Genomic DNA, 25,586 nt, shown 5'->3' on the forward strand with positions numbered 1-25,586 from the left:
TGGATGTGTTGGGCGCCTAGCTGCTGTCACGTTGCATCGTGGCCCACAGGCCGGCGGCGTGCAGTTTGCGCACGTCGTTCTCGACCTTGTCGCGCGAGCCACTCGAGACGACCGCCTTGCCTTCCTTGTGGACCTGCATCATCAGGTCCGTGGCCTTGGCTTTGCTGTAGCCGAACAGCTTCTGGAAGATGTACGTCACGTAGTGCATGAGGTTGACGGGATCATCCCAGACCACGGTGACCCAAGGCCGGTCCAGCGCCTCGGTCGTCTGCTCGATCTCCGCCTCCTGGGGCGCCGCGGCGGGCATCTTGCCGACCGGAACCGCGGTCGGGGGAATCACTGTGGAGCACTGCGCCATGGGTCCAGGGTACGGCGTGGGCTCCGAACTCGACACCCGCGCCCAGCGGCTGAATCGTAAAGTTGGGCGCGTGGCAACCGTTTCTGCACAGAGCGCCGGAGACCGTCCGAGTACCGCGCTGTTCACCGACCAGTACGAGTTGACGATGGTCGAGGCGGCCCTCGCCGACGGCTCTGCCGACCGCGCGTGCAGCTTCGAGGTCTTCGCCCGGCGCCTGCCCGACGGCCGGCGCTACGGCGTCGTCGGGGGCATGGGCCGGATCCCGGATGCCTTGGCGCGCTTCCGGTTCGGCGAACCCGAACTCGAGATCGTCTCGCGGTTCCTCGACGCGAAGACCGTCGACTGGCTGCGCGACTTCCGCTTCTCCGGTGACATCGACGGCTACCGCGAGGGCGAGCTCTACTTCCCCGGGTCGCCGATCCTGTCGGTCCGCGGCACGTTCGCCGAATGTGTCCTACTCGAAACCCTGACGTTGTCGATCCTCAACCACGACAGCGCGATCGCATCGGCGGCGGCACGCATGGTCAGTGCCTCCGACGGCCGTCGGATGATCGAGATGGGGTCGCGGCGCGCGCACGAGGAGTCCGCGGTCGCGTGCGCCCGGGCGGCGTACCTCGCCGGGTTCGACGCGACGTCGAATCTCGAGGCGGTGCGCCGGCACGGCATCCCGGGGGCGGGTACCAGCGCGCACGCGTTCACGTTGCTGCACACCACCGACGGGGGCGCGAACGAGGAGGCCGCCTTCCGGGCGCAGGTCGCCGCGCTCGGGGCCGGTACGACACTGCTGGTGGACACCTACGACATCACGCAGGGCGTCAAGAACGCCGTCGCCGCGGCCGGTACCGGGTTGGGCGGCGTGCGCATCGACTCGGGCGACCTGGGCGTGCTCGCGCGGCAGGTCCGCGACCAGTTGGACGGCCTCGGCGCGACCGGCACCAAGATCGTCGTGTCGGGCGATCTGGACGAGTACTCGATCGCCGCGCTGCGCGCCGAACCGGTCGACTCGTACGGCGTCGGGACGTCGCTGGTGACGGGGTCGGGCGCGCCGACCGCGGGGATGGTCTACAAGCTCGTCGAGGTCGACGGGGTCCCGGTCGAGAAGCGCAGCGCCCACAAGCAGTCCCGCGGGGGCACCAAGCGCGCGGTGCGGCTGAGCCGGGCGTCGGGCACCGCCGTCGAGGAGGTCCTGTACCGCGCCGGCGCACCGGCGCCCGATCCCGGCGACTTCGAGTCGCGCGAGTTGCTGATCCCGCTGGTCCGGGGCGGCGAGATCGCCGACGACCTGCCGTCGCTCGAGGACGCCCGCGCGCTGCTGGCCCGCAATCTCGTGAGCCTGCCGTGGGAGGGGCTCAAGCTCTCCCATGGCGACCCGGCCGTGCCGACCCGTTTCGCCGCGACGGCCGAGCCGACCGGGGAGACCGTGGTCGAGCCGATGATCACCGGAGAGGGGTGGCGGTAGTGGCCGGATGCGCCTTGATCGTCGTCGACGTCCAGAACGACTTCTGCGAGGGCGGCTCGCTCGCCGTCGCGGGCGGCGCGACCGTCGCGGCCGACGTCAACGACCTCTTCTCCGGCCGGGGATACGCCGCGATCGTCGCGACGCGCGATCATCACGTCGATCCCGGCCCGCACTTCTCCGACCACCCGAACTTCGTCGACACGTGGCCGCCGCACTGCGTGGCCGGGACGCCGGGGGCCGAGTTCCATCCGGCGCTCGAGACCGCGCCCATCGAGGAGGTGTTCTCGAAGGGCGCGTACAGCGCCGCCTACTCGGGCTTCGAGGGCGTGTCGCCGCGGGGCGAATCGCTCGCCGACTGGCTGCGCCGCCACGACGTCGACGCCGTGGACGTGGTCGGCATCGCGACCGATCACTGCGTGCGCGCGACGGCACTGGACGCGGCGACCGAGGGATTCCGCACCCGGGTGCTGCTCTCCTACACCGCCGGCGTCTCCCCCGACAGCGTCGCCACCGCCCTGACCGCCCTCGGCGACGCGGGCGTCGAACTGGTCGGACAGGTCGCCGAGCCCACCTGACGGTGGCGGGCAGTACCCTGTTCCGGTGCCCGACCGTGAGCTCCCGAACGTCCCCGACCTCCTCAAGCTCGCGGTCCGCTCCCTCGGCGGCAAGGAACGCCACAACCAGCTGACGATGGCGTCCGCCGTCGCGCACTCGATCGATACCGGCGAGCACCTCGCGGTGCAGGCAGGCACCGGCACCGGCAAGTCCCTCGCGTACCTCGTGCCCAGCGTGCGGCACGCGGTCGAATCCGGGCGCACAGTCGTCGTCTCGACCGCCACGATCGCGCTGCAGCGCCAGCTCGTCGACCGGGACATGCCGCGCCTCGCCGACGCGCTCGCCCCCGCGCTGGGGCGCCGTCCGCAGTTCGCGATCCTCAAGGGCCGTGGCAACTACCTGTGCATGAACAAGATTCACACCGGGATGGCGCAGGACGATCCGCCGGAGGCGGAACTGTTCGACGCGTTCGCGATCTCCCGGCTCGGCCGGGAGGTGCAGCGGCTGACGAAGTGGTCGTCGGACACCGAGACCGGCGACCGCGACGATCTCGTGCCCGGCGTCACCGACCAGGCGTGGCGGCAGGTGAGCGTCAGCGCCCGCGAGTGCCTCGGCAAGTCCCGGTGCCCCGTCGGCGAGGACTGCTTCGCCGAACGCGCCCGCGCCGAGGCCGCGCAGGTGGACGTGGTGGTCACCAATCACGCGATGCTCGCGATCGACGCGATCTCCGGGATCGCGGTGCTGCCCGAGCACGACGTCGTCGTGATCGACGAGGCCCACGAACTCGTCGACCGGGTCACCGGTGTCGCGACCGCGGAACTGGCGGCGTCGGCGATCAGCGCCGCGGCCCGCCGGTGCGTCAAGCTCGTCGAGGAGCAGGACGTCGACCGTCTCGAGGCCGCCGCCGAGGGCTGGGCGGAACTGCTCGAGCAACTGCCCGGCGAGCGCTGGGACGCGCTGCCCGACGGTGTCCCGTTGGCGCTGGCCGCGATCCGCGACGCTGCGTGGAACGTGCGCACCGCGATCGGGCCGTCCAAGCCCGGCATGGCGGCCGCCGACCCGGAGGCCGCGGCGGCACGCAACGCCGCCCTGTCGGCGATCGACGAGGTGCACGACAGCGCCGTCCGGGTGCTCACCGCGTTCGACGAACCCGATCCCGCGAAGCGCAAGGACGTCGTCTGGCTGTCGGTCGAGGAGAACCGGGGCAACGTCCGCCGGGTCGTGCGGATGGCCCCGCTGTCGGTCGGTGGGTTGCTCCGCGCGAGCCTGTTCGCCGAGTCGACGGTGGTGTTGACGTCGGCGACGCTCACGGTCGGCGGCTCGTTCGACGGCCTCGCGGTGAACTGGGGCCTGCCGCCGGAGTCGCCGTCGCGCAGCGACACCGCGACCGCGATCGGCAAGGAGGCGCCCTCCGATGCCGGTGCGCTGCACTGGAACTCGCTCGACGTGGGTTCGCCGTTCGACCACGCCAAGTCCGGGATCATGTACATCGCCCGACACCTGCCGCCGCCGGGGCGCGACGGCCTGTCGCCGGTGTTCCTCGACGAGATCGAGGAACTGGTGACCGCGGCCGGTGGGCGCACGCTCGGGTTGTTCTCGTCGATGCGGGCCGCGAAGGCGGCGGCCGAGGCGATGCGTGACCGTCTCGACGTGCCCGTGCTGTGCCAGGGCGACGACGCGACCGGCACGCTGGTGAAGAGGTTCGCCGAGGACGAGCCGACGACACTGTTCGGCACGCTGTCGCTGTGGCAGGGCGTCGACGTGCCCGGCCCCTCGCTGAGCCTGGTGATCCTCGACCGCATCCCGTTCCCGCGCCCCGACGACCCGCTGCTGGTGGCGCGCCAGCAGGCGGTGGAGTCCCGCGGCGGCAACGGCTTCCTCTCGGTGGCCGCGAACCACGCGGCACTGTTGCTCGCGCAGGGCGTGGGTCGCCTGCTGCGCAGCACCGACGACAAGGGCGTGGTCGCGGTGCTCGACTCGCGGCTGGCCACGGCCCGGTACGGCGGCTACCTCCGCGCGTCGCTGCCCCCGTTCTGGGAGACGGCCGATCCGAAGGTGGTGCGGCAGGCACTCGCGCGGATCGCGTCCTCGCGCCCGCGTTCCTGAACACGCCGGGCGCGTCCGGGAAACCCCGGTCGGCGGCGCGGGTTCGTCCTATGCTCGGGCGATGGACCCGGTGATCTCGGTTCGCGGACTCGCCAAACGTTTCGGCGACGTCCATGCTCTCGACGGTCTCGACCTCGAGGTCGGTCCAGGCGAGGTCCACGGCTTCCTCGGTCCCAACGGTTCCGGCAAGTCCACCACCATCCGTGTGCTGCTGGGCCTGCTGCGCGCCGACGGCGGTGACGTGACGGTCCTGGGCGCCGACCCGTGGCGCGACGCGGTGAGCCTGCACCGGCACCTCGCGTACGTGCCGGGCGACGTGAACCTGTGGCCCAATCTCACCGGCGGCGAGGCCATCGACCTGTTCGGTCGGCTGCGCGGCGGCCTCGACGACAAGCGCCGCCAGGAGTTGATGGAACGGTTCGAACTCGACCCCACGCGCAAGGGCCGCACGTACTCGAAGGGCAACCGGCAGAAGGTGGCGCTCATCGCGGCGTTGGCGGCCGACGCGCAACTGCTGATCCTCGACGAGCCGACGTCGGGCCTGGACCCGCTGATGGAGGCCGTGTTCCAGCAGTGCATCGGCGAGGCGGCGCGGGACGGGCGCACGATCCTGCTGTCGAGCCACATCCTCGCCGAGGTGGAGTCGCTGTGCGGGGTGGTGACGATCATCCGCGCCGGGCGGACGGTGCAGAGCGGGACGCTGACCGAACTGCGGCACCTGACCCGTACCACCGTCACGGCCACCACCCGGGAGTCCCCGGACGGGCTCGGGTCCGCCCCCGGGGTGCACAACCTGCAGGCCCTCGACGACCAGGACAACAGCGTGACGTTCGACGTCGACTCCGAACGCGTCGACTCGGTGATGTCCACGCTCGCCGGCCTCGGCGTCGTGACGATCACGGCCCACCCGCCGACGCTCGAGGACCTGTTCCTGCGCGAGTACAGCGACGAGTTCGATTCGCTGGGCATCGAGCGGCGATGACGACGCAGGTCGCGGCAACCACGCAGGCCACGCGGCCCGCGGACGCGTCCACCACGGATCCGCTCGCCGGGACGTGGACGCTCACCCGGCTGGCGCTGCGGGTCGATCGGATCCGCCTGCCCGCATGGGTGATCGCGGTCGCCGGCTCGACGGTGCTGTTGGCGTCGAGCTACCGGACCCTCTACCCCACCCCCGAGTCCCGGCAGGCCCGCGCCGCGCTGATCGAATCACCCGCCGCGACGGCGCTCGCGGGCCCGGGGTACGGGCTGTCGGACTACACGCTCGGCGCGATGGTCGCCAACGAGATCGCGGGCATGACGATGATCGCCGTCGCGGTCATGTCGGTGCTGCTCGTGACGCTGCATCTGCGCACCGAGGAGGAGACCGGGCGCGCGGAGATGCTCCGCTCGGGCGTCGTCGGACGCTTCGCGCCGATCACGTCGGGGCTGGCGGTGGTGCTGCTGGCGAATCTGCTGATCGGGTTGCTCCTGGGCCTCGGGTTGACCGCGGTCGGCCTGCCCGCGCTGGGGTCGTGGAACCTCGCCGCGGGCGTGTTCATGGTGGGTCTCGCGTTCGGCGCGACGTCGGCGCTGTTCTCGCAGGTCACCGAGCATGCCCGCACCGCAAGCGGATTGGGGCTGGTCGCGGTCGCCGTCGCGTACCTGTTGCGCGCGATCGGTGACGTCCGGGCGAAGGAGGACGGCAGCGTGTGGTCCTGGCTGTCGCCCATCGGCTGGGCGCAGTCCACGCGCGCCTACGTCGACGAGCGGTGGTGGCCGCTGCTGCTCGGACTCGCGGCGGTGGTCGTCGGGGTCGTGCTGGCGTACCTGGTGGTGGGTCGGCGCGACGTCGGCGCCGGCCTGGTGGCACCGCGCGGCGGGCGGCCGCGTGCGAGCGGCGCGCTGACCGGGATCACGGCGCTGACGGTGCGCATGCAGCGCAACCAGATCGTCGCGTGGGGCATCGGCGTCGCCGCCCTCGCGTTCCCGATCGGCGCGCTGGGCCGGCAGGTGGCCGAGTTCGTCGATCAGGACCCGCGCCTGGCCGGGCTGCTGCCGGGCGGCGAAGGCAATGCCGCGCAGGGCGCGTTCGCGCTCTACCTGGTGTTCCTGGCGATCATGGCGTGCATGTACGCGATGACCGCGGTCCAGTCGGCCCGCAACGAGGAGACGTCCGGACGCGCCGAGGACGTGCTCGCGACACCGGTGTCACGGTGGCGGTGGCTCGGTGCGCAACTGGCGGTGATCAGTGTGGCGACGTCCCTGATCGTGCTGGCCGCCGGGGCCGCGATGGGAGTCACCGCGGCCGCGACGCTGCACGACGGGTCGATGTTCGGCCGGCTCGTCGGCTCGGCCGCGAACTTCCTGCCGGCGACGCTGACGGTGATCGCGCTGACCGCCGCGGTGTACGCCTGGTTCCCGCGACTGCTGGCGGTGGTGTGGGTGTACCTCGGCTACGCGCTGGTGATCGGGATGTTCCTCGAGGTGCTGCCGGACTGGACCGGGTGGGCGTCGCCGTTCCACTTCACGCCGAACCTGCCGGCCGACGAGTTCGACGTGGTGCCGTTGATCGTGCTGATTCTCATCGCGGCCGCGCTGTACGCGCTGGCCCTGGTCGGCTTCCGCCGCCGCGACATCCAGTCCTGACCACGCCCGGGAGGTTGCCGTGCCCGACATCGAATACCGACTCCCCCAGGAACTCCGACTGCGGACGTCGCTGCCCGGCCCACGGTCGTCGGAGCTGACGGTGCGTCGACGGGCGGCGGTCGGCGCGTGCGTGGCGTCCACGGTCCCGGTGTACGCGGCGGACGCGGACGGTGGCGTGATCGTCGACGTGGACGGCAACTCGCTGATCGACTTCGGCTCGGGCATCGCGGTGACCGGGACCGGGGCGTCGAACGCGGCGGTGGCCGCGGCGGTGCGGGAGCAGGCGGCCCGGTTCACGCACACGTGTTTCATGGTTACCCCGTACGAGGAGTACGTGGCGGTCGCCGAGCGTCTGGTCGCGCTCGCCCCGGGCACGCACGAGAAGCGGGCGGTGCTGTTCAACAGCGGCGCCGAGGCCGTCGAGAACGCGGTCAAGATCGCCCGCCACGCCACCGGCCGCGACGCCGTGGTCGCGTTCGATCACGCGTACCACGGGCGCACCAACCTCACGATGGCCTTGACGGCGAAGAACCTGCCGTACAAGGACGGTTTCGGCCCGTTCGTCCCCGAGGTCTACCGGATGCCGATGTCGTATCGGTTCCGCGAGGCCCCCAACCCGGACGGCACCGCGGTGACCGGCGAGCAGGCGGCGCGACGGGCGATCGACCTGATGGACAAGCAGATCGGCGCCCGACGCATCGCGGCGATCGTGCTCGAGCCGATCCAGGGCGAGGGCGGATTCATCGTGCCGGCACCGGGATTCGTGCCGACACTGGCGGCGTGGGCGCACACCCACGGGATCGTGTTCGTGGCCGACGAGGTGCAGACCGGATTCGCCCGCACCGGTTCGTGGTTCGCCTGCGAGCACGAGGGCGTCGTCCCGGACCTGATGACGCTCGCGAAGGGCATCGCGTCGGGGATGCCGCTGTCGGCGGTGGTCGGGCGCGCCGACCTGATCGACGAGGTGCACGCCGGCGGTCTCGGCGGCACCTACGGCGGCAACCCGGTCGCGTGCGCCGCCGCGCTCGCGACACTCGACCAGATGCGCGACCTCGACCTGTGCGGCCGGGCCCGGCACATCGAGGAGGTGGCCCGGCCCCGCCTCCAGGCCCTCGCCGACGACGTCGACATCGTCGGCGAGGTCCGTGGCCGCGGCGCCATGCTCGCGCTCGAGTTCGTCCGCCCCGGCACCCGCGAACCGAACCCGGAGGCCACCAAACGGATTGCGGCACAGGCCCTCGAGCGCGGTGTCGTGGTGCTCACGTGCGGCACCTACGGCAACGTCATCCGGCTGCTGCCGCCGCTGGTGATCCCGGATGCCCTGCTCAGGGAAGGGCTGGACGTACTCGCGGAGACGATCCACGACCAGGGGTCGAGGGGGACGTGAACCGCGGCGCGGACAGAACCTACTGCGGCCGACCGCAGTTCGAGCAGAAGGCCACCCCCGCCTCCACAGCGTGGCCGCAGGCGCTGCAGTCGGAGCGCAGATCGAACGACGCGCCGCACGTGGAGCAGAACCGGCCGCCGTTGGTGTTCGCGCCGCACGTGGGGCAGGCCACGCGGGCCGGTGCCGCAACGTCGTACTGCTTCGTCCAGTCCACATTGCGGGCCGCGTCTCGGATCTGTTCCCCGCGGGCATCGGCCTGCGCGTGGGCGATCTGGTGCGCCACCATCGGTGAGCAGTGCGTGCACTGCCCCACCTGCTCGTTCCAGCAGATGCGGGCACACACCCACGATCCGCAGCCACCGCACAACCGGAAGTCCTGCTCGACCTCCTCCACGGCGCCGGCGAAGGCCTTGTCCTTGGTCCGCGACGCCGAACCGCCCCAGGTGTGCGAGTAGTTTTCCGCGGCGGACGAGGCCTTGTCGAGCACGCCGATGCGGTCACCGAAAAGGTCACGCAGCACCCGCAGCGCGCCCCGCCCACGGGAGAACACGTTCTGCTGGTACGAGGAGCGGTACTCGGTACGGCAACGGTCGCAGGAGAACTTCCACTGGAATCCGTCGTCGTTCGACTCGTCGGAGTAGTAGCTCGTGAAGGCCACCGGTCCGGCCATGGCGCGATCAGTTCCTTTGCTGCTGAGGGCATTAGTGGTGCACAGAAGGCGGGACATACCGGCCAGTCCGTCCCGAGATTCCTATCGCAATTCGCGGGGGTACGCAACGAGCCGTCCGTTCGGGGCCAGTGGCGGCGCGCGGGGACCGCTCGATTTCCCGGGCGGAGATCTCCTAGACGTACGGCGCCGCGACGAGCCCCAGTTCCGCGTCGGTGGCGAGCAGCCGGTGGTGCGGCAGCACCCGCACCGTGTAGCCCACCGACCCGGACACCGGCAGCGGCGTGACCGCCTCGAACACCTCACCGAGGCCGTCGGTCCCGGTGTGCGCCATCGGCACCGTCGTCACGTCGGTGAGGTCCTCGTCCGGACCGACCCGGCCCAGCACGGCCTGCACGACGACGTCCTCCGGCGACAGTCCGCCGAGTCGCACGAACGCCCGCAGCGACAGGTCGGCGCCGATCTCGGGGTTGTCGGGCAGCCCGGCGCTGTCGACCTGCGCCACCTGCACGCCCGGCCACGCGGACTCCACGCGCCGCCGGTACTCGGCCACCTCTCGGGCGCCGGAGAAGTTGTCGGGCAGCGCGTTCCGGGACGCGAGCGCGGCCGGGGCGTAGTACTCGACGGCGTAGTCGCGCACCATGCGCGACGCCAGCACCTTCGGCCCGAGGCTCTGCAGGGTGTGCCGCACCATCTCGATCCAGCGGGCCGGCAGGTCGCGCTCGTCACGGTCGTAGAACCGGGGCAGCACCGACCGCTCGAGCAGTTCGTACATCGCGGTGGCCTCGAGGTCGTCGCGGCGGACCTCGTCGGCGACACCGTCCGCGGTGGGAATGGCCCAGCCGTTCTCGCCGTCGAACATCTCGTCCCACCACCCGTCGCGGATGGAGAGGTTGAGTCCGCCGTTGAGCGCCGACTTCATGCCCGACGTCCCGCACGCCTCGAGCGGCCGCAGCGGGTTGTTGAGCCACACGTCGCAGCCCCAGTACAGGTAGCGGGCCATCGAGATGTCGTAGTCGGGCAGGAACACGATGCGGTGCCGGACGTCGTGCTGGTCGGCGAACCGCACCACCTGCTGGATGAGTGCCTTGCCGCCCTCGTCGGCCGGATGGCTCTTGCCGGCGACCACCAACTGCACCGGGCGCTCGTCGTCGAGCAGCAGGGCCTTCAGCCGCTCCGGGTCGCGCAGCATCAGGGTCAGCCGCTTGTACGTCGGGACGCGGCGCGCGAATCCGACGGTCAGCACGCTCGGGTCGAACACCTCGGCGGTCCAACCGAGTTCGGCCTCCGTGGCGCCGCGTTCGAGCCACGACGCCCGAACCCGGCGGCGCACCTCGTCCACCAACTGCGCCCGTAGTGTGTTCCGCGTGGACCACAGCTCGGCCGGGTCGATCTCCCGCAGCCGCTCCCAGCCACGGGCCTCCTCGAGCATGTCGGGTCCGACCAGGCGCCGCGCGAGGTCCATCCACTCGCGAGCCGCCCACGTCGGGGCATGCACGCCGTTGGTGACCGACCCGATCGGCACCTCCGCGGCGTCGAAGCCCGGCCACAGCGACTCGAACATCTCCCGGCTCACCTCGCCGTGCAGCCGGGAGACGCCGTTGGCGCGCTGCCCCAGACGCAGGCCCATGTGCGCCATGTTGAACACGCCCGGGTCGTTCTCGGCACCGAGCCCGAGGATGCGGTCGACCGCCAGGCCGGGCAGCAGCGTCGAGTCGCGCTCACCCTCGCTGCCGCCGAAGTAGCGGCGCACCAGGTCGGCCGGGAACCGGTCGATGCCCGCCGGCACCGGGGTGTGGGTGGTGAACACGGTGCCGGCGCGCACCGCCGCGAGCGCGGCGTCGAAGTCCAGACCGGAGCCGGTGATCAACTCCCGGATGCGCTCGAGGCCGAGGAAGCCGGCGTGGCCCTCGTTCATGTGGAACACCTCGGGGTCCGCGAGCCCGTGCGCACGGGTGTAGGCGCGCACTGCCCGGACGCCGCCGACACCGGCGAGGATCTCCTGCTTGATGCGGTGGTCCTGGTCGCCGCCGTACAGCCGGTCGGTGACCGCCCGCAGTTCGGGATCGTTCTCCGCGATGTCGGAGTCGAGCAGCAGCAGCGGCACCCGTCCCACCTGCGCGATCCACACCCGCGCCCGCAGCACCCGGCCACCGGGCATCGCGACGTGCACCAGGACCGGGGCACCCGCACCGCCGTCGCCGGACGTCTCGGTGAGCAGTCGCAGCGGCAAGCCCTGCGGGTCGTGCGCCGGGTAGTGCTCGGCCTGCCAGCCGTCCGCGGTCAGCGACTGCCGGAAGTAGCCCGAGCGGTACAGCAGCCCGACGCCGATCAGCGGCAGGCCCAGGTCCGAGGCGGCCTTGAGGTGGTCGCCGGCGAGGATGCCGAGGCCGCCGGAGTAGTTCGGGAGCACCTCGGTGACGCCGAACTCCATCGAGAAGTACGCGATGCCTGTCGCGAGTTCGGCGCCCCGGTCGAGCTGGTCCTGATACCAGCGCGGACGGGTCAGGTAGTCGTCCAGATCCGCGGCGGCGCGGTCCAGATCGGACAGGAAGACCGGGTCGACCGCGAGGTCGTCGAGCCGGTACGGATCGACCTCGCCGAGCATGCGGACCGGGTCGTGGCGCACCGCCGTCCACAACTCGGGGTCGATCGACGCGAACAGGTCCTGCGTCGGCGGATGCCAGGACCAGCGCAGATTTGTCGACAACGGTCCCAGTGCCGCGAGGCGCTCGGGCAGATGGGCTCGGACGGTGAACCGACGCAGGGCTTTCACGCCGCGAAGACTACCCACATTCGACGCTGACGACGCGTCGAGCAGCCAGGTCGATGCGAACGCGACGGCGCCCTCCGGTTCGGTCGAAGGCGGAAACCGAACCGGAGGGCGCGTGACTGCTTTCCTTAACGGTGGACCGCCTGCTGTGGCATCCCCCTGGCAGCAGATACGGCGGTCCCCCGATGAGGTCGGGCAATCCGTCGACCCCTCCCTGCTGTGTCCTTTCGATCCGGCTTCGTGCGAAGCGTTCGAGCAGTACCCAGTGAACGGTAGGCGCCACGGATTGCGTCCCGGTTGCCGTGCGTGAACGCGCCGTGAAGAACGCCTCGCCGATTTCGACCCTCTCGATCCCGACACCACGAGACCCACTGAACTACGGTTGATCCAGCACCGTCCCCGGGACGGACAGCCCATCGGGACGCTCAGAGACCGAACGGAGTACGTGTGACAGGTCGCCTCGCCATCGACGACGTGCTGCCCTCGATCGACGGGGGCCGCTTCCCGGCCAAGGCCGCGGTCGGCGAGGTGTTCCCCGTTTCCGCGACAGTGTGGCGCGAGGGCCACGAGGCGGTGGCCGCGACGCTGGTGGTCGAGGGACCTGCGGGCCCCGCCGAGTCGCTGTGGATTCCCATGCATCCCGGGCCTCTACTCGACACGTTCCACGCGACCTTCACCCCGACCAGCGTCGGTGTGTGGACGTATCGGATCGAGGCCTGGGGCGATCCGATCCAGACGTGGCGGAGCGCGGTCGAGGCGAAACTGGCCGTCGGGCAGGGGCCGGCGGAACTCGCGAACGACCTCGAGATGGGTGCCCGCCTGTTCGAGCGCGCGGCCGACGGCGCGGAATCCTCGGACCGCACTCGTCTCCTCGCGGTCGCGGCGGCACTGCGGTCGGAGCGGCAACTGCCGGTTCGCGTGGCACCCTCCTTCTCGGCGGAGGTGGCGGAGGCGCTGCGGACCCGGCCACTGCGCGAACTCGTGACGTCGTCGCGCGCGCACGAGGTGGTCGTAGACCGCCGGCGCGCCCTGTTCGGCTCGTGGTACGAGTTCTTCCCGCGCTCGACCGGCGGCTGGGACGAGCACGGCGCCCCGCGGCACGGGACGTTCGCGACGTCCGCGGAGGATCTACCCCGGATCGCCGCGATGGGCTTCGACGTCGTGTACCTGCCCCCGGTCCATCCGATCGGCGAGGTGAACCGCAAGGGCCCCAACAACTCCCTGACGGCCGGCCCGGACGACGTCGGCTCGCCGTGGGCGATCGGGTCGGCCGACGGTGGCCACGACGCGATCCATCCCCGACTGGGCACCGCGGCCGATTTCGAGGCGTTCGTCGCGGACGCCGCCCGCCTGGGACTCGAAGTGGCGCTGGACCTCGCGCTGCAGTGCGCACCCGACCACCCCTGGGCGCGTGAGCACCCCGAGTGGTTCACTCAACTCCCGGACGGCACCATCGCGTTCGCGGAGAACCCGCCCAAGAAGTACCAGGACATCTACCCCGTCAACTTCGACCTCGACCCGTCCGGGGTGTACACCGAGGTGCTTCGCGTGGTGCGGCACTGGGTTCGGCTGGGCGTCAAGATCTTCCGGGTCGACAACCCGCACACCAAGCCGCCGGACCTGTGGGAGTGGCTGATCGCGGAGGTGAAGCGCACCGACCCGGACGTGCTGTTCCTGTCGGAGGCGTTCACCCGCCCGGCCCGCCTCTACGGGCTCGCCAAGCGCGGATTCACGCAGTCGTACACGTACTTCACGTGGCGGGTGAACAAGTGGGAGCTCACCGAGTTCGGCAACGAGATCGCGGCCAAGGCCGACGAGGCCCGACCGAACCTGTTCGTCAACACGCCGGACATCCTGCACGAGAGCCTCCAGCACGGCGGACCCGGCATGTTCGCGCTGCGGGCCGCGCTCGCGGCGACGCTCTCGCCCACGTGGGGCGTGTACTCGGGGTACGAACTGTTCGAGCACGTCGCCGTGCGCCCGGGCAGCGAGGAGTACCTGGACTCGGAGAAGTACCAGTTGCGTCCGCGCGACTACGCCGGGGCCCGCTCCCGAGGCGAATCGCTCGAACCGTGGCTCGCGACCCTCAACCGGATCCGCCGCGCCCACCCGGCCCTGCAGCAACTGAGGAACCTGCACTTCCACCACATCGACAACGACGCCCTCATCGCGTACTCGAAGATCGACCCGGTCACCGGCGACGCCGTGCTGACCGTCGTCAACCTCGACCCCTTCGGGGCGCAGCAGGGATTCGTCTCCCTCGACATGCCCGCGATCGGCCGGGACTGGCACGACCACCTGTCGGTCCACGACCGGGTCAGCGGCGAACAGTACGAGTGGGGCCAGCACAACTTCGTCCGACTCGAGCCGTGGCGCGCGTGCGCGCACATCCTCGCGCTCCCGCCCGTCCCGCTCGAGGCCCGACGACGCCTCGCCGACCGGCAGCACAACCCGTGACGTCCCCGGCCACGGTGTGCCCGCCCGACCCGCACGACCTGACGCTGCTGGCACAGGGCACCCACCACGACCCGCACGCGGTGCTCGGCGCGCACGCCCGGCCCGACGGCACGGTGGTGCGGGCGCTGCGTCCGGGCGCCGAGTCGGTGTCCGTCCGGATCGGCGGCCGGGACCATCCGCTGCACCGGGTCGCGCACGACGTCTTCAGTGCCCTGCTCCCGGTCCGGGACCTGGCCGACTACCGCCTCGTCGTGACGTATCCGGGCGACCACGTCGTCGTCACCGCGGACGGCTACCGCTTCCTGCCCACCCTCGGCGAACTCGACCTGCACCTGTTCGGCGAGGGCCGGCACGAGCGGCTGTGGGACATCCTCGGCGCGCACCCGCGCACGTACGAGACGCCGGACGGCGTCGTGCACGGGACGTCGTTCGCGGTGTGGGCGCCCGCCGCGCGCGGGGTGAGCGTGCTGGGCGAGTTCGACCTGTGGGGCGGGCGCACGTTCCCGCTGCGGGTGCTCGGGAGCACCGGCGTGTGGGAGGTGTTCGTCCCGGACGTCGGCGTCGGCGAGATGTACAAGTTCCGCGTCCACGGCCGGGACGGCTCCGTCCGCGACAAGGCCGACCCGATGGCGTTCGCCACCGAGGTCCCACCCGCCAACGCGTCGGTGGTCACGCAGTCGACGCACCGGTGGAGCGACGACGAATGGATGACGGCCCGAGCCGGTCTCGAACCCAGCCGTGAACCGATGAGCGTCTACGAGGTGCATCTCGGATCGTGGCGCCCCGGCCTGAGCTACACCGAACTCGCCGACGAACTGAGCCGGTACATCATCGAGTCGGGTTTCACGCACGTCGAACTGCTGCCGGTGGCCGAGCATCCGTACGGCGGGTCCTGGGGCTACCAGGTGACGTCGTACTACGCGCCCACCGCGCGGTTCGGCACCCCCGACGACTTCCGCGCCTTCGTCGACCGCCTACACCGGGCCGGCATCGGCGTGATCGTCGACTGGGTGCCCGCGCACTTCCCGAAGGACGAGTGGGCGCTGGCCCGATTCGACGGCACCCCGTTGTACGAGCACGCCGATCCGCAGCGCGGGGAGCAACTCGACTGGGGCACCTACGTGTTCGATTTCGGCCGGCGGGAAGTACGCAACTTCCTGGTCGCGAACGCCCTGTTCTGGTTCGACGAGTTCCACGTCGACGGCCTGCGTGTGGACGCCGTCGCGTCGATGCTCTACCTCGACTACTCGCGGCCGTCGGGCCAGTGGACACCGAACGTGCACGGCGGCCGGGAGAACCTCGAGGCGGTGGCCTTCCTGCAGGAGATGAACGCGACGGTGCACAAGCTCCACCGCGGCGTCGTCACGATCGCCGAGGAGTCGACGGCGTGGCCCGGGGTCACTCGCAACACCAACGTCGGCGGTCTCGGGTTCACGATGAAGTGGAACATGGGCTGGATGCACGACACGATCGGGTATCTGCGACGCGATCCGATCCACCGCAGCTTCCACCACAACGAGATCACCTTCTCCCTGATGTACGCGTGGAGCGAGACCTATCTGCTCCCGATCAGCCACGACGAGGTGGTCCACGGTAAGGGCACGCTGTGGTCCCGGATGCCCGGTGACGACCATGTGAAGGCCGCCGGTGTCCGCGCGCTCCTCGCCTACATGTGGGCCCACCCCGGCAAGCAGTTGCTCTTCATGGGTCAAGAGTTCGGCCAGGGCAGCGAGTGGTCGGAGGAACACGGCCTGGACTGGCGCGAACTGGAGGATCCGGCCACCGGCGACCTGCACCGCGGCATCCAGCAACTGGTGTGCGACCTCAACGCCGCCTACCGGTCCACCCCCGCCCTGTGGACGCTCGACACCTCGCCCGGCGGCTACTCGTGGATCGATGCCAACGACACCGAGAACAACGTGCTCAGCTTCCTGCGCTACGGCAGCGACGGCTCCATCGTGGCCTGCCTGTTCAACTTCTCCGGATCCGCGCATTCGAATTACCGGGTGGGCTTGCCAGAACCCGGCACATGGTCTGAGATTCTCAATACCGACGCGCGGGACTTCTGCGGGTCGGGGATCGGCAACTTCGGCGCGGTGACCGCGATCGAACATCCCTGGCACGGGCGTCCCGCCTCGGCGGAGGTGACACTGCCGGCGAGCGCGGCGATCTGGATGAGGTTGGAACGGTGAGGGGGCACTCGGTGACTGGGCTCGACCGGTGAGGCGACGGCTGCCACGCACCCGCGCGTTGTTCGCGACCCTCGCGCTGATCACGGTCGCCGCCACCGCCTGTTCGTCGACGACCGACGGTCGCGCTGTCTCGATCTACGACGATCCGTTCACGGTCGCCGGGCTGCCCGCGAAGGGCGGGCCGAGCGGACCGCGCGCCGGCGTCCCCGACAGCACGCGGGCCGTGGTCGGCACCGATCGCGGCGCGATCGACACCCTGGCCGCCAACGCGATCGCCGACATCGAGGAGTACTGGACTGCGCAGTACCCGGCGATCTTCCGGGGCACGTTCCACCCGGTCGGCGAACTCGTGTCGTGGGACCCCGACGACACCGGCGGGCCGCGCTTCTGCGGCATCGACACCGACGATCTCGTCAACGCCGCGTACTGCACCAAGCAGGACGTGATCGGCTGGGATCGCACCTACCTGCTGCCGGGCCTGGTCGACGCGTTCGGCCCCATGTCCGTGGTCATGGTGCTCGCCCACGAGTACGGGCACGCGATCCAGCAGAAGGCCGGCCTGGTCGGCGAGGACGATCCGGGAATCGTGTTCGAGCAGCAGGCGGACTGCTTCGCGGGGGCGTTCGTCCGCCACGTCGCCGAGAACGACGCCGCGCACTTCACGCTCAACACGTCGGACGGCCTCAATTCGGTCCTCGCCGCCACCGTGTCGGTGCGCGACACCGACCCCAACGATCCCGATGCGATCCACGGTTCGGCGTTCGAACGGGTCACGGCGGTTCAGATCGGGTTCACCGACGGACCGGCCGCGTGCACGCGAATCGACGCCGACGAGATCACGTCCCGCCGCGCCGATCTGCCGCAGCGCTTCGACAGCCGCAGCGACGACGGCGAACTCCCCGTCACGCGCGAGTCGGTGACCGCGATCTTCGACTCGTTCGGCACCGTCTTCGCGCTCGCCGACCCACCCACCCTCGACCTCGCCCGCGTCGACCGCGGATGTCCGGACGCCGACGCGACGGAACCGGTCGCGTTCTGCCCGGCCACCAACACGATCGGCGTCGACCTGCCCGCCCTCGCCGAGCGCGGACGACCGAGTGCCGGGGACGGCGCGGGGATCGTCAGCGTCGATGTCACCGGGGACTACAGCGCCTACGTCCTGCTGGCGTCGCGCTACACCCTGGCGGTGCAGCAGCAGGCCGGGATGTCGCTGTCCGGCCCGCAGGCCGCACTGCGGGCGGCATGCCTGTCGGGGGCGGTCACCGCTGCGCTGAGCCCGGACAACTCCCGGACGACCGACGGCACCCGCCGGGTGTGGCTCTCCGCCGGCGATCTCGACGAGGCCATCTCGGGGCTGCTGTCCGACGGTCTGGCGGCGAGCGACGTGGACGGCAACACCGTCCCCAGCGGGTTCTCGCGCGTCGACGCCTTCCGCACCGGTGTGCTCGGCGGGCAGAAGGCGTGCGACGGCCGCTACCGATGACCTGAGCGCAGGTCAGTAGCGCAGGTCAGTACAGGGCGGAGGCGAGCTTGCGCCGCGCGGCGACCACGATCGGATCGGCGGGATCGAACAGCTCGAACAGCTCGAGGACACGCGTGCGCACCCGGGTCCGGTCGTCTCCCGCGGTACGACGCACGAGCGCGACCAGGCGGTCGAACGCCGCGTCGGGGCGCTGGGTGTACAGTTCCGCGTCCGCGGCCGCGAACTGCGCGTCGATCGCGTCGGGCTGGGCGTCGGCGGTCTCGATCGCGTCGGCGGGCAGGCCCTGCACCCGGGCCAGGAACTTGACCTGCCGGAGCGCGGCCTGCGCCTGCGCGTTGCCGGGCTCGGAGTTGAGGATGAGGTTGTAGGCGGCCTCGGCGCCCTCGAAGTCGCCCTCCTCCAGGGCGTTCTCGGCCGCGACGAACCGCGGGTCCTCCTGCTCGGGCTCCGGCTCGGCACCCGTCGGCGGCCCGGACAGCTTGCCCGCGACGGCCTCCTGCAGCGCGGCGATCCACTCGCGCAGCTGCGGCTCCGGCTGGGCGCCGGCGAAGTCCGCGAGCGGGCGCCCGCCGGCGATGGCGACCACGGTCGGCACCGACTGGACGCCGAACGCCTGCGCGATGCCGGGGTTGGCGTCGACGTCGATCTTGGCGAGGACCCAGTTGCCGCCGCCCTGGTGGGCGAGCTTCTCGAGCACCGGCGAGAGCTGCTTGCACGGCCCGCACCACGTCGCCCACAGGTCGACGACGACGAGGACCTGCATGGACCGCTCGAGCACCTCGGACTGGAAGGTCGCCTCGGTGACGTCGACGACCGGCGCCAGACCGGTGGCGCCGACGGGGGCTGAGCCGTCCGACGGCGGGCCGGCGGGGGCACTCGGGGGCTGCGCGGCACGGTCCTTGAGGCCGGAGAGATCCACGGCTCCGGACATGGCCGCAGCGATTGCAGGGGACGGACGAGAACCGGGTCGAGTCACGGTTTCAGTGTGTCACGAGTGGCGGGCGGGCAGCCATTCCGGCCCGCCACCCGGGGACCCGACTAGCGGGCCGAGGCGGGTGTGGGCTCGCCGCTCTGATCCGACGCGCCCACCGACAGTTCACCGAGCTGCCCGTTGCGGGCGGCCCGACGCTCGAACCAGACGGTCATGAAGGGCGGAACGCTGGAGACGAGGGCCAGGACGAGCGTCTTGAAGTCCCACTTCAGCGAGCGCGCGGTGAGCAGGGTGACGAGGATGTAGAGCATGAATCCGGCGATGCCGTGGATCATGCCCGGGATCTTGACGGCCTCTTCGTATCCGAGAACCCACTTGAAGAACATCGCGACCAGCAGCGCTGCCCAGGTCACGGCCTCCCACAGGGCCACAAGGCGGAACCGCTTCGCGGCGGTGGACACGTCGAGAATGTTTGCCATGCGCGCCATTGTGCCTGAACGACTACGACACCCCGTAGTTGAGACTCGTCACAGTCCCGACCACGGGGTGTCGTAGGAGGGTCGTGTTCGACCCGAAAACTACCCGGAGCTACTTCTTCGGCACCCGCACGATCAGCGCGTCACCCTGCCCGCCGCCACCGCACAGCGCGGCGGCACCGACGCCGCCACCGCGGCGCTGCAGCTCGAGCACCAGGTGCAGCGCGATGCGAGCACCGGACATGCCGAGCGGGTGACCGATCGCGATGGCGCCACCGTTGACGTTCACCTTCGCCGGGTCGATGCCCAGCTCGCGGGTCGACACGATGCCGACCGCGGCGAACGCCTCGTTGATCTCGACCAGGTCCAGATCCTTGGGGTCGATACCCTCGCGCTCGCAGGCGCGGGCGATCGCACGGGACGGCTGGGACTGCAGCGTCGAATCCGGCCCGGCGACGACGCCGTGTGCACCGATCTCGGCGATCCACTCGAGGCCCAGCGCCTCGGCCTTGGCCTTGCTCATCACGACCACTGCGGCCGCGCCGTCGGAGATCTGCGACGCGGTGCCGGCCGTGATCGCACCGTCCTTGGCGAACGCCGGGCGCAGCTTGGCCAGCGACTCGACGGTGGTGTCGGCGCGGATGCCCTCGTCGGTGCTGACGACGACGGGCTCACCGCGGCGCTGAGGGATGGTGACCGGCACGACCTCGTCGGCGAACAGGCCGTCCTTCCATGCGCGCGCCGCGTTCTGGTGCGAGGCGGCCGCGAACGCATCCTGGTCCTCCCGGCTGACGAACCGCGCGTCCTTGTTCTCGGACTCGGTGAGGTTGCCCATCGGCTGATCGGTGAAGATGTCGTGCAGGCCGTCGTACGCCATGTGGTCACGCAGCGTGACGTCGCCGTACTTGAAGCCCTCGCGGCTCTTCTCGAGCATGTGCGGCGCGCGCGACATCGACTCCTGGCCACCGGCCACGACGACGTCGAACTCGCCGGCACGGATTAACTGGTCGGCCAGCGCGATCGCGTCGACACCCGACAGACACACCTTGTTGATCGTGAGCGCGGGAACGCTCATCGGGATGCCCGCGGCCACCGCGGCCTGACGGGCCGGCATCTGGCCGGCACCGGCGGTGAGGACCTGGCCCATGATCACGTACTCGACCTGCTCGGGTGCGACGCCGGCCTTCTCCAGCGCGCCCTTGATCGCTACACCGCCGAGATCGGAGCCCGAAAGGTCCTTCAGGGTTCCGAGCAGTCGTCCGACCGGGGTCCGGGCCCCGGCAACGATGACAGAAGTAGTCAAGATTCCTCCAGCGGTCGATCTTGGTCCGAACCAGCGGTCTGTGCCCTGGCCCGACGCGAACACCTCAAACCGTAGCGCTACCGTCTGATACATGACATCTTCGTCCCCCAGCCCCGCCACGAGCGGACTGTCCTCGCAGCTCGTGACCGCGATCGATCACGTCGGCATCGCCGTGCCGGATCTCGACGTGGCCATCGCGTGGTACGCCCAGCACCTCGGCATGGTCTCCACCCATGAGGAGGTCAACGAGGAGCAGGGTGTCCGCGAAGCGATGCTCTCGGTCGTCGGCTCGCCCGCCGGCGCCCCGGCAATCCAGCTGCTCGCCCCGCTGAACGAGAACTCCACGATCGCGAAGTTCATCGACCGCAGCGGCCCGGGCCTGCAGCAGCTCGCCTACCGCGTGACCGACATCGACGCGATCAGCGCGCAGCTCCGCGCCGACGGCGTCCGCCTGCTCTACGACGCACCGCGTCGTGGCACCGCGAACTCGCGCATCAACTTCATCCACCCGAAGGATGCGGGCGGCGTCCTCGTCGAGCTCGTCGAGCCGGCGGCCGACGGCGGCCACTGACCCGGGTTCCCCGGATGCCATCGCGGAGTGGGGTCGATGTGACGACATCGGCCCCACTCCGCAGGCGCAGCGGCTGTTGCCGCCGGTAGATTGGCAGGCATGGCCTACGATCAAGACCGCGGCATGCCGTTCACCATCGTCCGCAAGGGGTACGACAAGGACGAGGTTCGGCGCTATTTCGACCGGTTCGACGCCGAGTTCCGCCTCACCGCGACGGATCGGGACGCGGCCGCGGCACAGGCCCGCGAACTGGCCAATCAGCTCGAGGACGCACGCGACGAGATCGACGAGCTGCGCCGCGACGTCGATCGTCTCTCGGTCCCGCCCACCACCGCGGAGGGCATGAGCGAGCGCATCTCCCGCATGCTCCGCCTCGCCTCCGACGAGGCGTCCGAGGTCCGCGCGAAGGCCGAAGCCGATGCCGCCGAGATGGTTTCGGTGGCGGAGCAGGACAGCCAGCGCCTCCGCCGGCAGTACGAATCGAAGACCACCGAACTCGAGGCGCGCCGTGTCGCCCTCGAACGCGAGCACGAGCAGACCATGGCCACCGCGCGCGCCGAGGCGTCGCGCATCGTCGAGGCCGCCAAGTCCGAGCGCGACCGGCTGACCGCCGAGGCCGAGGCCAAGCGCGCCCAGGTGCAGCAGGACTTCGAGATCACCATGGCCGAGCGTCGCGCCAAGGTCGTCGCGGCCATCGAGGAACTCGAGGCCACCAGCAAGGCCGATGCCCATCGCCGGCTCACCGAGGCGAGCCAGGAGGCGCAGCGTCGACTCCGGGTGGCCACCGAACAGTCCGAGCGCAAGATCGCACACGCCAAGGAACTCGCCGAGGAACTGCGCGTGCTGCGCAGCCGAATCCTGGCTCAGCTCCTCGGCATTCGCGGTCAGCTCGATTCCGTGCCCGCCATGCTCGCGTCCGTCAACCGCGAAGCGGAGTTGCTCGACAACGCGGAGACCGCGGACCAGGCCGGCGCGGCGAACACGGCGGGCCAGGCCGGCAAGGACGACAAGTCCCCGTCACAGCCGAACGAGGCAGAGGTTCCCGCGAACGCCCCGGCGAAGAACTAGGACCAGCGGCGCGTCAGCCCGCGCGTGTGGCGCCCGCTCCAGCACCCGGTGTGCCAGTGACGCCGATCGTCGGCACCACCGGGGTCGGACGGCCACGCCACCACGTGTGCGACGCCGGGACGCACGTCCTGGTCGCACCCCGGGCAGCGGTACGTCTTGGTCGCGCGGGCACCCGGGACCTGACGGACCATGTACCGCTCGCCCTCGTAACCGGCGGGGCCGGATTCCTCACGGGCCAGGGCATTTCCGAACAGGCTGCCGCTGACTGCCGTCTCGGTACGACGGACGGGCTTGCGGGACTGGTTACGACGCGGCACTCCACCAGTCTAGGACCGCACCGCCGGCGACGACCTCGTCGCCGGCGCCGGGACGTCAGAACAGGCGGAACTCGGTGCTCTCGGTGCCGCGCAGCGCCTCGTAGTCGAGGATCAGGCACCGGATACCGCGATCGGTGGCGAGGGTCTTCGCCTGCGGCTTGATCTGCTGGGCCGCGAACACACCCGTCACGGGCGCGAGCAGCGGATCCCGGTTGAGCAGTTCGAGGTAGCGGGTGAGCTGCTCGACGCCGTCGATCTCGCCACGCCGCTTGATCTCGACCGCGACCGTCGCACCGTCGGCGTTGCGGCACAGCAGATCCACCGGACCGATCGCCGTCATGTACTCCCGACGGATCAGCGTGTATCCCTCGCCGAGCGTCTCCACGTGCTCCGCCAGCAGTTCCTGCAGGTGCGCTTCGACGCCGTCCTTGACCAGACCCGGATCGACCCCCAACTCGTGGCTCGAGTCGTGCTCGATCTCCTCGATGGTGATCCGCAGTTCCTCGCCAGCCTTGTTCGTGACGACCCACAACTGCTGCTCCGCGCCGTCGGGGCTCTCGCCGTCGGCGGTTTCGGACAGCCAGCACGGCGGGCTCATCCAGTTCAGCGGTTTGTAGGCGCGGTCGTCCGCGTGGATGCTGACCGATCCGTCCGCCTTGATCAGGAGGAGTCGACGTGCCATCGGCAGATGGGAGGTCAGTCGACCGACGTAGTCGACACGGCAACGAGCAATGACAAGACGCACTCGCCCACCCTAGTGGATGGATTCGGACTAATCTCGAACGACCATGGACCTGCGCCTATCCGCCGACCAGCCCCTCGGTTCCCGCCTGCTCGGAACCCCCACGGAGACACCACGTATCCGACGCATCCGCGTGCAGACCCTCCTCACCACGTCGCTGGTGGGCGCCAATCTGATCGGCGCGGCGGTGGTTGCGGTGCTCGTGACGTTCGTCGTGCCCGGGCCCGAGATGCTCGACCCCGAGTTCCGGTTCCTGAACTTCGTCGTGGTTCCCGTGTACCTGGCGATCGCCCTGCTGGTGGGGACGATCCGGGGGACTCGGCGGGCGCTGCACAGCCTGCACTGGATCGTGCAGGACCGCACCCCCACCGAACACGACCGGCTGACGGCACTGACGATGCCGTGGCGTCTGACCAAGATGCAGATCGGGCAGTGGACGATCGCGCTGGTGTTCATGACGACCGCCTACGGCTTGGTCGACCCGCAGACGCTCCCGAAGATCGGCTTCACCATCGCTTTCGGCGGAATCACCATCTGTGCCTTCAGCCACGTGTTCAGCGAGTTCGCCCTGCGGCCGGCGGCGGCCCGCGCCCTCGAGACCGGCATGCGCCCCGACGTCCGTCTCGGCGGCGTCGTCGGACGCACCCTGCTCGCGTGGATCCTCGGCACCGGTGTGCCGATCACCGGCCTGATGATCGTCGCGGCCTACGCCTACCTCAGCAAGGACAGCACCCCCAACCAGTTGGTCGTCGCGATCGTCGGACTCGGCACCATCACACTCTTCTTCGGGCTGCTGCTGATCCTCTTGAACGCCCGCGCCACGGTCGCGCCGATCCGATCGGTCAAGGCCGGGATGAGCCGGATCGAGGACGGGCACCTCGACACCGCGATCGTCGTGTACGACGGAACGGAACTCGGCGAACTCCAGTCCGGGTTCAACCGCATGGCCGACGGCCTCCGCGAGCGCGAACGCATCCGCGACTTGTTCGGGAGGCACGTCGGCCACGATGTCGCCGAGGCGGCACTCGTCTCCCCGCCCACCCTCGGCGGCGAGGAGCGGGAGGTCGCGGTGTTCTTCGTCGATCTGGTCGGATCGACCGAGCTGGCCGCCACACGCCCTCCCGGTGAGGTGGTCGATCTGCTCAACCGATTCTTCGACGTGGTCGTCGACGAGGTCGACCGCCACGGCGGCTTCGTGAACAAGTTCGAGGGCGACGCCGCGCTGGCTATCTTCGGGGCACCGCGCGATCTGGACGACGCACCGGGGAGCGCACTGGCCGCGGCCCGCGCGATCCGACGCCGGCTACCCGTCGAGGTGCCCGAATGCCGCGCCGCCATCGGTGTCGCCGCAGGCACCGCGGTAGCAGGCAATATCGGGGCGCGAGAACGGTTCGAGTACACGGTGATCGGCGATCCGGTGAACGAAGCAGCACGGCTGTCCGAGCTCGCCAAGTCCGATCCTGACGCGCTCCTCGCATCGTCGGTCACGGTCGAGTCGGCGCATCCCGCCGAGGCCCAGCGGTGGAAGGCCGGCGACCTGGTGGTCCTTCGTGGACGAACCACACCGACCCGGCTCGCACACGCCGTCGACGGACCGGTACGGCCCGGCCACGATCAGCACTCCCCCGCGATTCCCACCGCCGACTGATTCCGCGCCGGTCCGCAGCGTCCCAGGGCGCCCGGCCCGCGCCCGCACCCGGTCCTGCTTCGGGACCGGGTGGTGGCGGTGTTCGTCGTGCGAGGTTCCACGATCGACGCGATCTCGAGTACTCGGATGTCGGCTGGGTGCGGTTCTCCGCGGGCCTTCTGCCCCCCAGTCCGACGCCCGGCACGGTTCGGCCGGCCGGGCCCCGGACCGTGCTCCCCCGATCGGCCCGCCGATCGCGGCCACGGCACCACGCCCACCGCCTCGGCCGACGGGTCGCGTGACCGTATACGGAAAACGCCGAAGGCCCCCACCAAAAATTGGTGGGGGCCTTCGGGAAAGGATGTTCGGCGGTGTCCTACTCTCCCACACCCTGTCGAGTGCAGTACCATCGGCGCTGGAGGGCTTAGCTTCCGGGTTCGGAATGGGACCGGGCGTTTCCCCTCCGCTATGGCCGCCGTAACTCTA

The 25,586-nt window shown here is 70.5% G+C and carries 20 protein-coding genes and 1 rRNA gene; 12 read left to right on the top strand and 9 right to left on the bottom strand.

The annotated features are described in order from the left end of the window. Positions 1-16: 16 nt before the first annotated feature. Positions 17-358, bottom strand: a complete 342-nt coding sequence (gene clpS / locus EGT67_RS10660; protein WP_127916031.1) for an ATP-dependent Clp protease adapter ClpS — start codon at positions 356-358, stop codon at positions 17-19. Here clpS and EGT67_RS10665 point away from each other — a divergent pair. The 6 genes from EGT67_RS10665 to gabT all read left to right on the top strand — a co-directional run bounded on the left by EGT67_RS10665 (position 357) and on the right by gabT (position 8,493). After that, positions 357-1,817: a nicotinate phosphoribosyltransferase gene (locus tag EGT67_RS10665; protein WP_127916032.1), complete on the top strand. Its 1,461-nt coding sequence runs from the start codon at positions 357-359 to the stop codon at positions 1,815-1,817. The two genes, clpS and EGT67_RS10665, sit on opposite strands and share 2 nt — an antisense overlap. Beyond that, complete coding sequence (locus tag EGT67_RS10670) at positions 1,817-2,392, top strand: isochorismatase family protein (RefSeq protein ID WP_127916033.1); 576 nt, start codon at positions 1,817-1,819, stop codon at positions 2,390-2,392. The genes EGT67_RS10665 and EGT67_RS10670 overlap by 1 nt, the downstream gene beginning before the upstream one ends. Before the next feature lie 25 nt (positions 2,393-2,417). Next, a complete protein-coding gene (locus EGT67_RS10675) occupies positions 2,418-4,478 on the top strand; it encodes an ATP-dependent DNA helicase (protein ID WP_127916034.1) in 2,061 nt (686 codons plus the stop codon). A gap of 61 nt (positions 4,479-4,539) precedes the next feature. Further along, on the top strand, positions 4,540-5,460 hold the full coding sequence (locus EGT67_RS10680; protein ID WP_127916035.1) for an ABC transporter ATP-binding protein: 921 nt from the start codon (positions 4,540-4,542) through the stop codon (positions 5,458-5,460). Further along, the gene (locus EGT67_RS10685; protein ID WP_127916036.1) at positions 5,457-7,106 is read left to right on the top strand and encodes an ABC transporter permease; all 1,650 of its coding nucleotides are present in this window, start codon (positions 5,457-5,459) and stop codon (positions 7,104-7,106) included. The genes EGT67_RS10680 and EGT67_RS10685 overlap by 4 nt, the downstream gene beginning before the upstream one ends. A gap of 19 nt (positions 7,107-7,125) precedes the next feature. Further along, entirely contained in the window at positions 7,126-8,493 is a 1,368-nt protein-coding gene (gabT, locus tag EGT67_RS10690; protein WP_127916037.1) for a 4-aminobutyrate--2-oxoglutarate transaminase, read from the top strand. Between the two features lie 19 nt (positions 8,494-8,512). Here gabT and EGT67_RS10695 read toward each other — a convergent pair whose 3' ends face one another. After that, positions 8,513-9,163: a double zinc ribbon domain-containing protein gene (locus tag EGT67_RS10695; RefSeq protein WP_164877527.1), complete on the bottom strand. Its 651-nt coding sequence runs from the start codon at positions 9,161-9,163 to the stop codon at positions 8,513-8,515. Between the two features lie 172 nt (positions 9,164-9,335). Beyond that, a complete protein-coding gene (glgP, locus tag EGT67_RS10700; protein ID WP_127916039.1) occupies positions 9,336-11,936 on the bottom strand; it encodes an alpha-glucan family phosphorylase in 2,601 nt (866 codons plus the stop codon). A 444-nt stretch (positions 11,937-12,380) separates the two neighbouring features. On the opposite strand from glgP, the gene EGT67_RS10705 reads away from it, so the two are divergent. Genes EGT67_RS10705 through EGT67_RS10715 form a run of 3 tightly spaced genes read left to right on the top strand, consistent with a single transcriptional unit; the run spans position 12,381 to position 18,065 of the window. Further along, positions 12,381-14,390 (top strand): maltotransferase domain-containing protein, encoded by a 2,010-nt coding sequence (locus EGT67_RS10705; RefSeq protein ID WP_127916040.1) that lies wholly within the window; start codon positions 12,381-12,383, stop codon positions 14,388-14,390. Then, a complete protein-coding gene (gene glgB / locus EGT67_RS10710; RefSeq protein ID WP_127916041.1) occupies positions 14,387-16,582 on the top strand; it encodes a 1,4-alpha-glucan branching protein GlgB in 2,196 nt (731 codons plus the stop codon). The genes EGT67_RS10705 and glgB overlap by 4 nt, the downstream gene beginning before the upstream one ends. A gap of 40 nt (positions 16,583-16,622) precedes the next feature. Then, a complete protein-coding gene (locus tag EGT67_RS10715) occupies positions 16,623-18,065 on the top strand; it encodes a neutral zinc metallopeptidase (RefSeq protein WP_127916078.1) in 1,443 nt (480 codons plus the stop codon). 25 nt (positions 18,066-18,090) lie between these two features. Here EGT67_RS10715 and EGT67_RS10720 read toward each other — a convergent pair whose 3' ends face one another. The 3 genes from EGT67_RS10720 to EGT67_RS10730 all read right to left on the bottom strand — a co-directional run bounded on the left by EGT67_RS10720 (position 18,091) and on the right by EGT67_RS10730 (position 20,775). Next, positions 18,091-18,996 carry a tetratricopeptide repeat protein gene (locus EGT67_RS10720; RefSeq protein WP_127916042.1) on the bottom strand — a complete coding sequence of 302 codons (906 nt, stop codon included), beginning with the start codon at positions 18,994-18,996 and terminating at the stop codon, positions 18,091-18,093. A 107-nt stretch (positions 18,997-19,103) separates the two neighbouring features. Next, positions 19,104-19,475 carry a DUF3817 domain-containing protein gene (locus EGT67_RS10725; RefSeq protein WP_127916043.1) on the bottom strand — a complete coding sequence of 124 codons (372 nt, stop codon included), beginning with the start codon at positions 19,473-19,475 and terminating at the stop codon, positions 19,104-19,106. Between the two features lie 109 nt (positions 19,476-19,584). Beyond that, positions 19,585-20,775, bottom strand: coding sequence for an acetyl-CoA C-acetyltransferase (locus EGT67_RS10730; RefSeq protein WP_127916044.1), 1,191 nt, complete (start codon positions 20,773-20,775; stop codon positions 19,585-19,587). A 91-nt stretch (positions 20,776-20,866) separates the two neighbouring features. Between EGT67_RS10730 and mce the strand changes: the two genes are divergently transcribed. Both mce and EGT67_RS10740 read left to right on the top strand, forming a co-directional pair. After that, positions 20,867-21,346, top strand: a complete 480-nt coding sequence (gene mce / locus EGT67_RS10735; RefSeq protein WP_127916045.1) for a methylmalonyl-CoA epimerase — start codon at positions 20,867-20,869, stop codon at positions 21,344-21,346. Between the two features lie 99 nt (positions 21,347-21,445). After that, positions 21,446-22,414: a coiled-coil domain-containing protein gene (locus tag EGT67_RS10740; RefSeq protein WP_127916046.1), complete on the top strand. Its 969-nt coding sequence runs from the start codon at positions 21,446-21,448 to the stop codon at positions 22,412-22,414. Here EGT67_RS10740 and EGT67_RS10745 read toward each other — a convergent pair. Continuing rightward, positions 22,411-22,731, bottom strand: coding sequence for an ATP/GTP-binding protein (locus EGT67_RS10745; RefSeq protein ID WP_127916047.1), 321 nt, complete (start codon positions 22,729-22,731; stop codon positions 22,411-22,413). The two genes, EGT67_RS10740 and EGT67_RS10745, sit on opposite strands and share 4 nt — an antisense overlap. A gap of 55 nt (positions 22,732-22,786) precedes the next feature. Beyond that, positions 22,787-23,476, bottom strand: a complete 690-nt coding sequence (gene nucS / locus EGT67_RS10750; RefSeq protein ID WP_127916048.1) for an endonuclease NucS — start codon at positions 23,474-23,476, stop codon at positions 22,787-22,789. Between the two features lie 43 nt (positions 23,477-23,519). Here nucS and EGT67_RS10755 point away from each other — a divergent pair, with 43 nt between their 5' ends. Continuing rightward, positions 23,520-25,121 carry an adenylate/guanylate cyclase domain-containing protein gene (locus EGT67_RS10755; RefSeq protein WP_127916049.1) on the top strand — a complete coding sequence of 534 codons (1,602 nt, stop codon included), beginning with the start codon at positions 23,520-23,522 and terminating at the stop codon, positions 25,119-25,121. A gap of 342 nt (positions 25,122-25,463) precedes the next feature. On the opposite strand, the gene rrf is transcribed toward EGT67_RS10755, so the two are convergent. Continuing rightward, a 5S ribosomal RNA gene (rrf, locus tag EGT67_RS10760) occupies positions 25,464-25,580 on the bottom strand. Positions 25,581-25,586: the final 6 nt, after the last annotated feature.

The sequence above is a fragment of the Prescottella agglutinans genome (assembly GCF_004011865.1).
GTDB lineage: Bacteria > Actinomycetota > Actinomycetes > Mycobacteriales > Mycobacteriaceae > Prescottella > Prescottella agglutinans.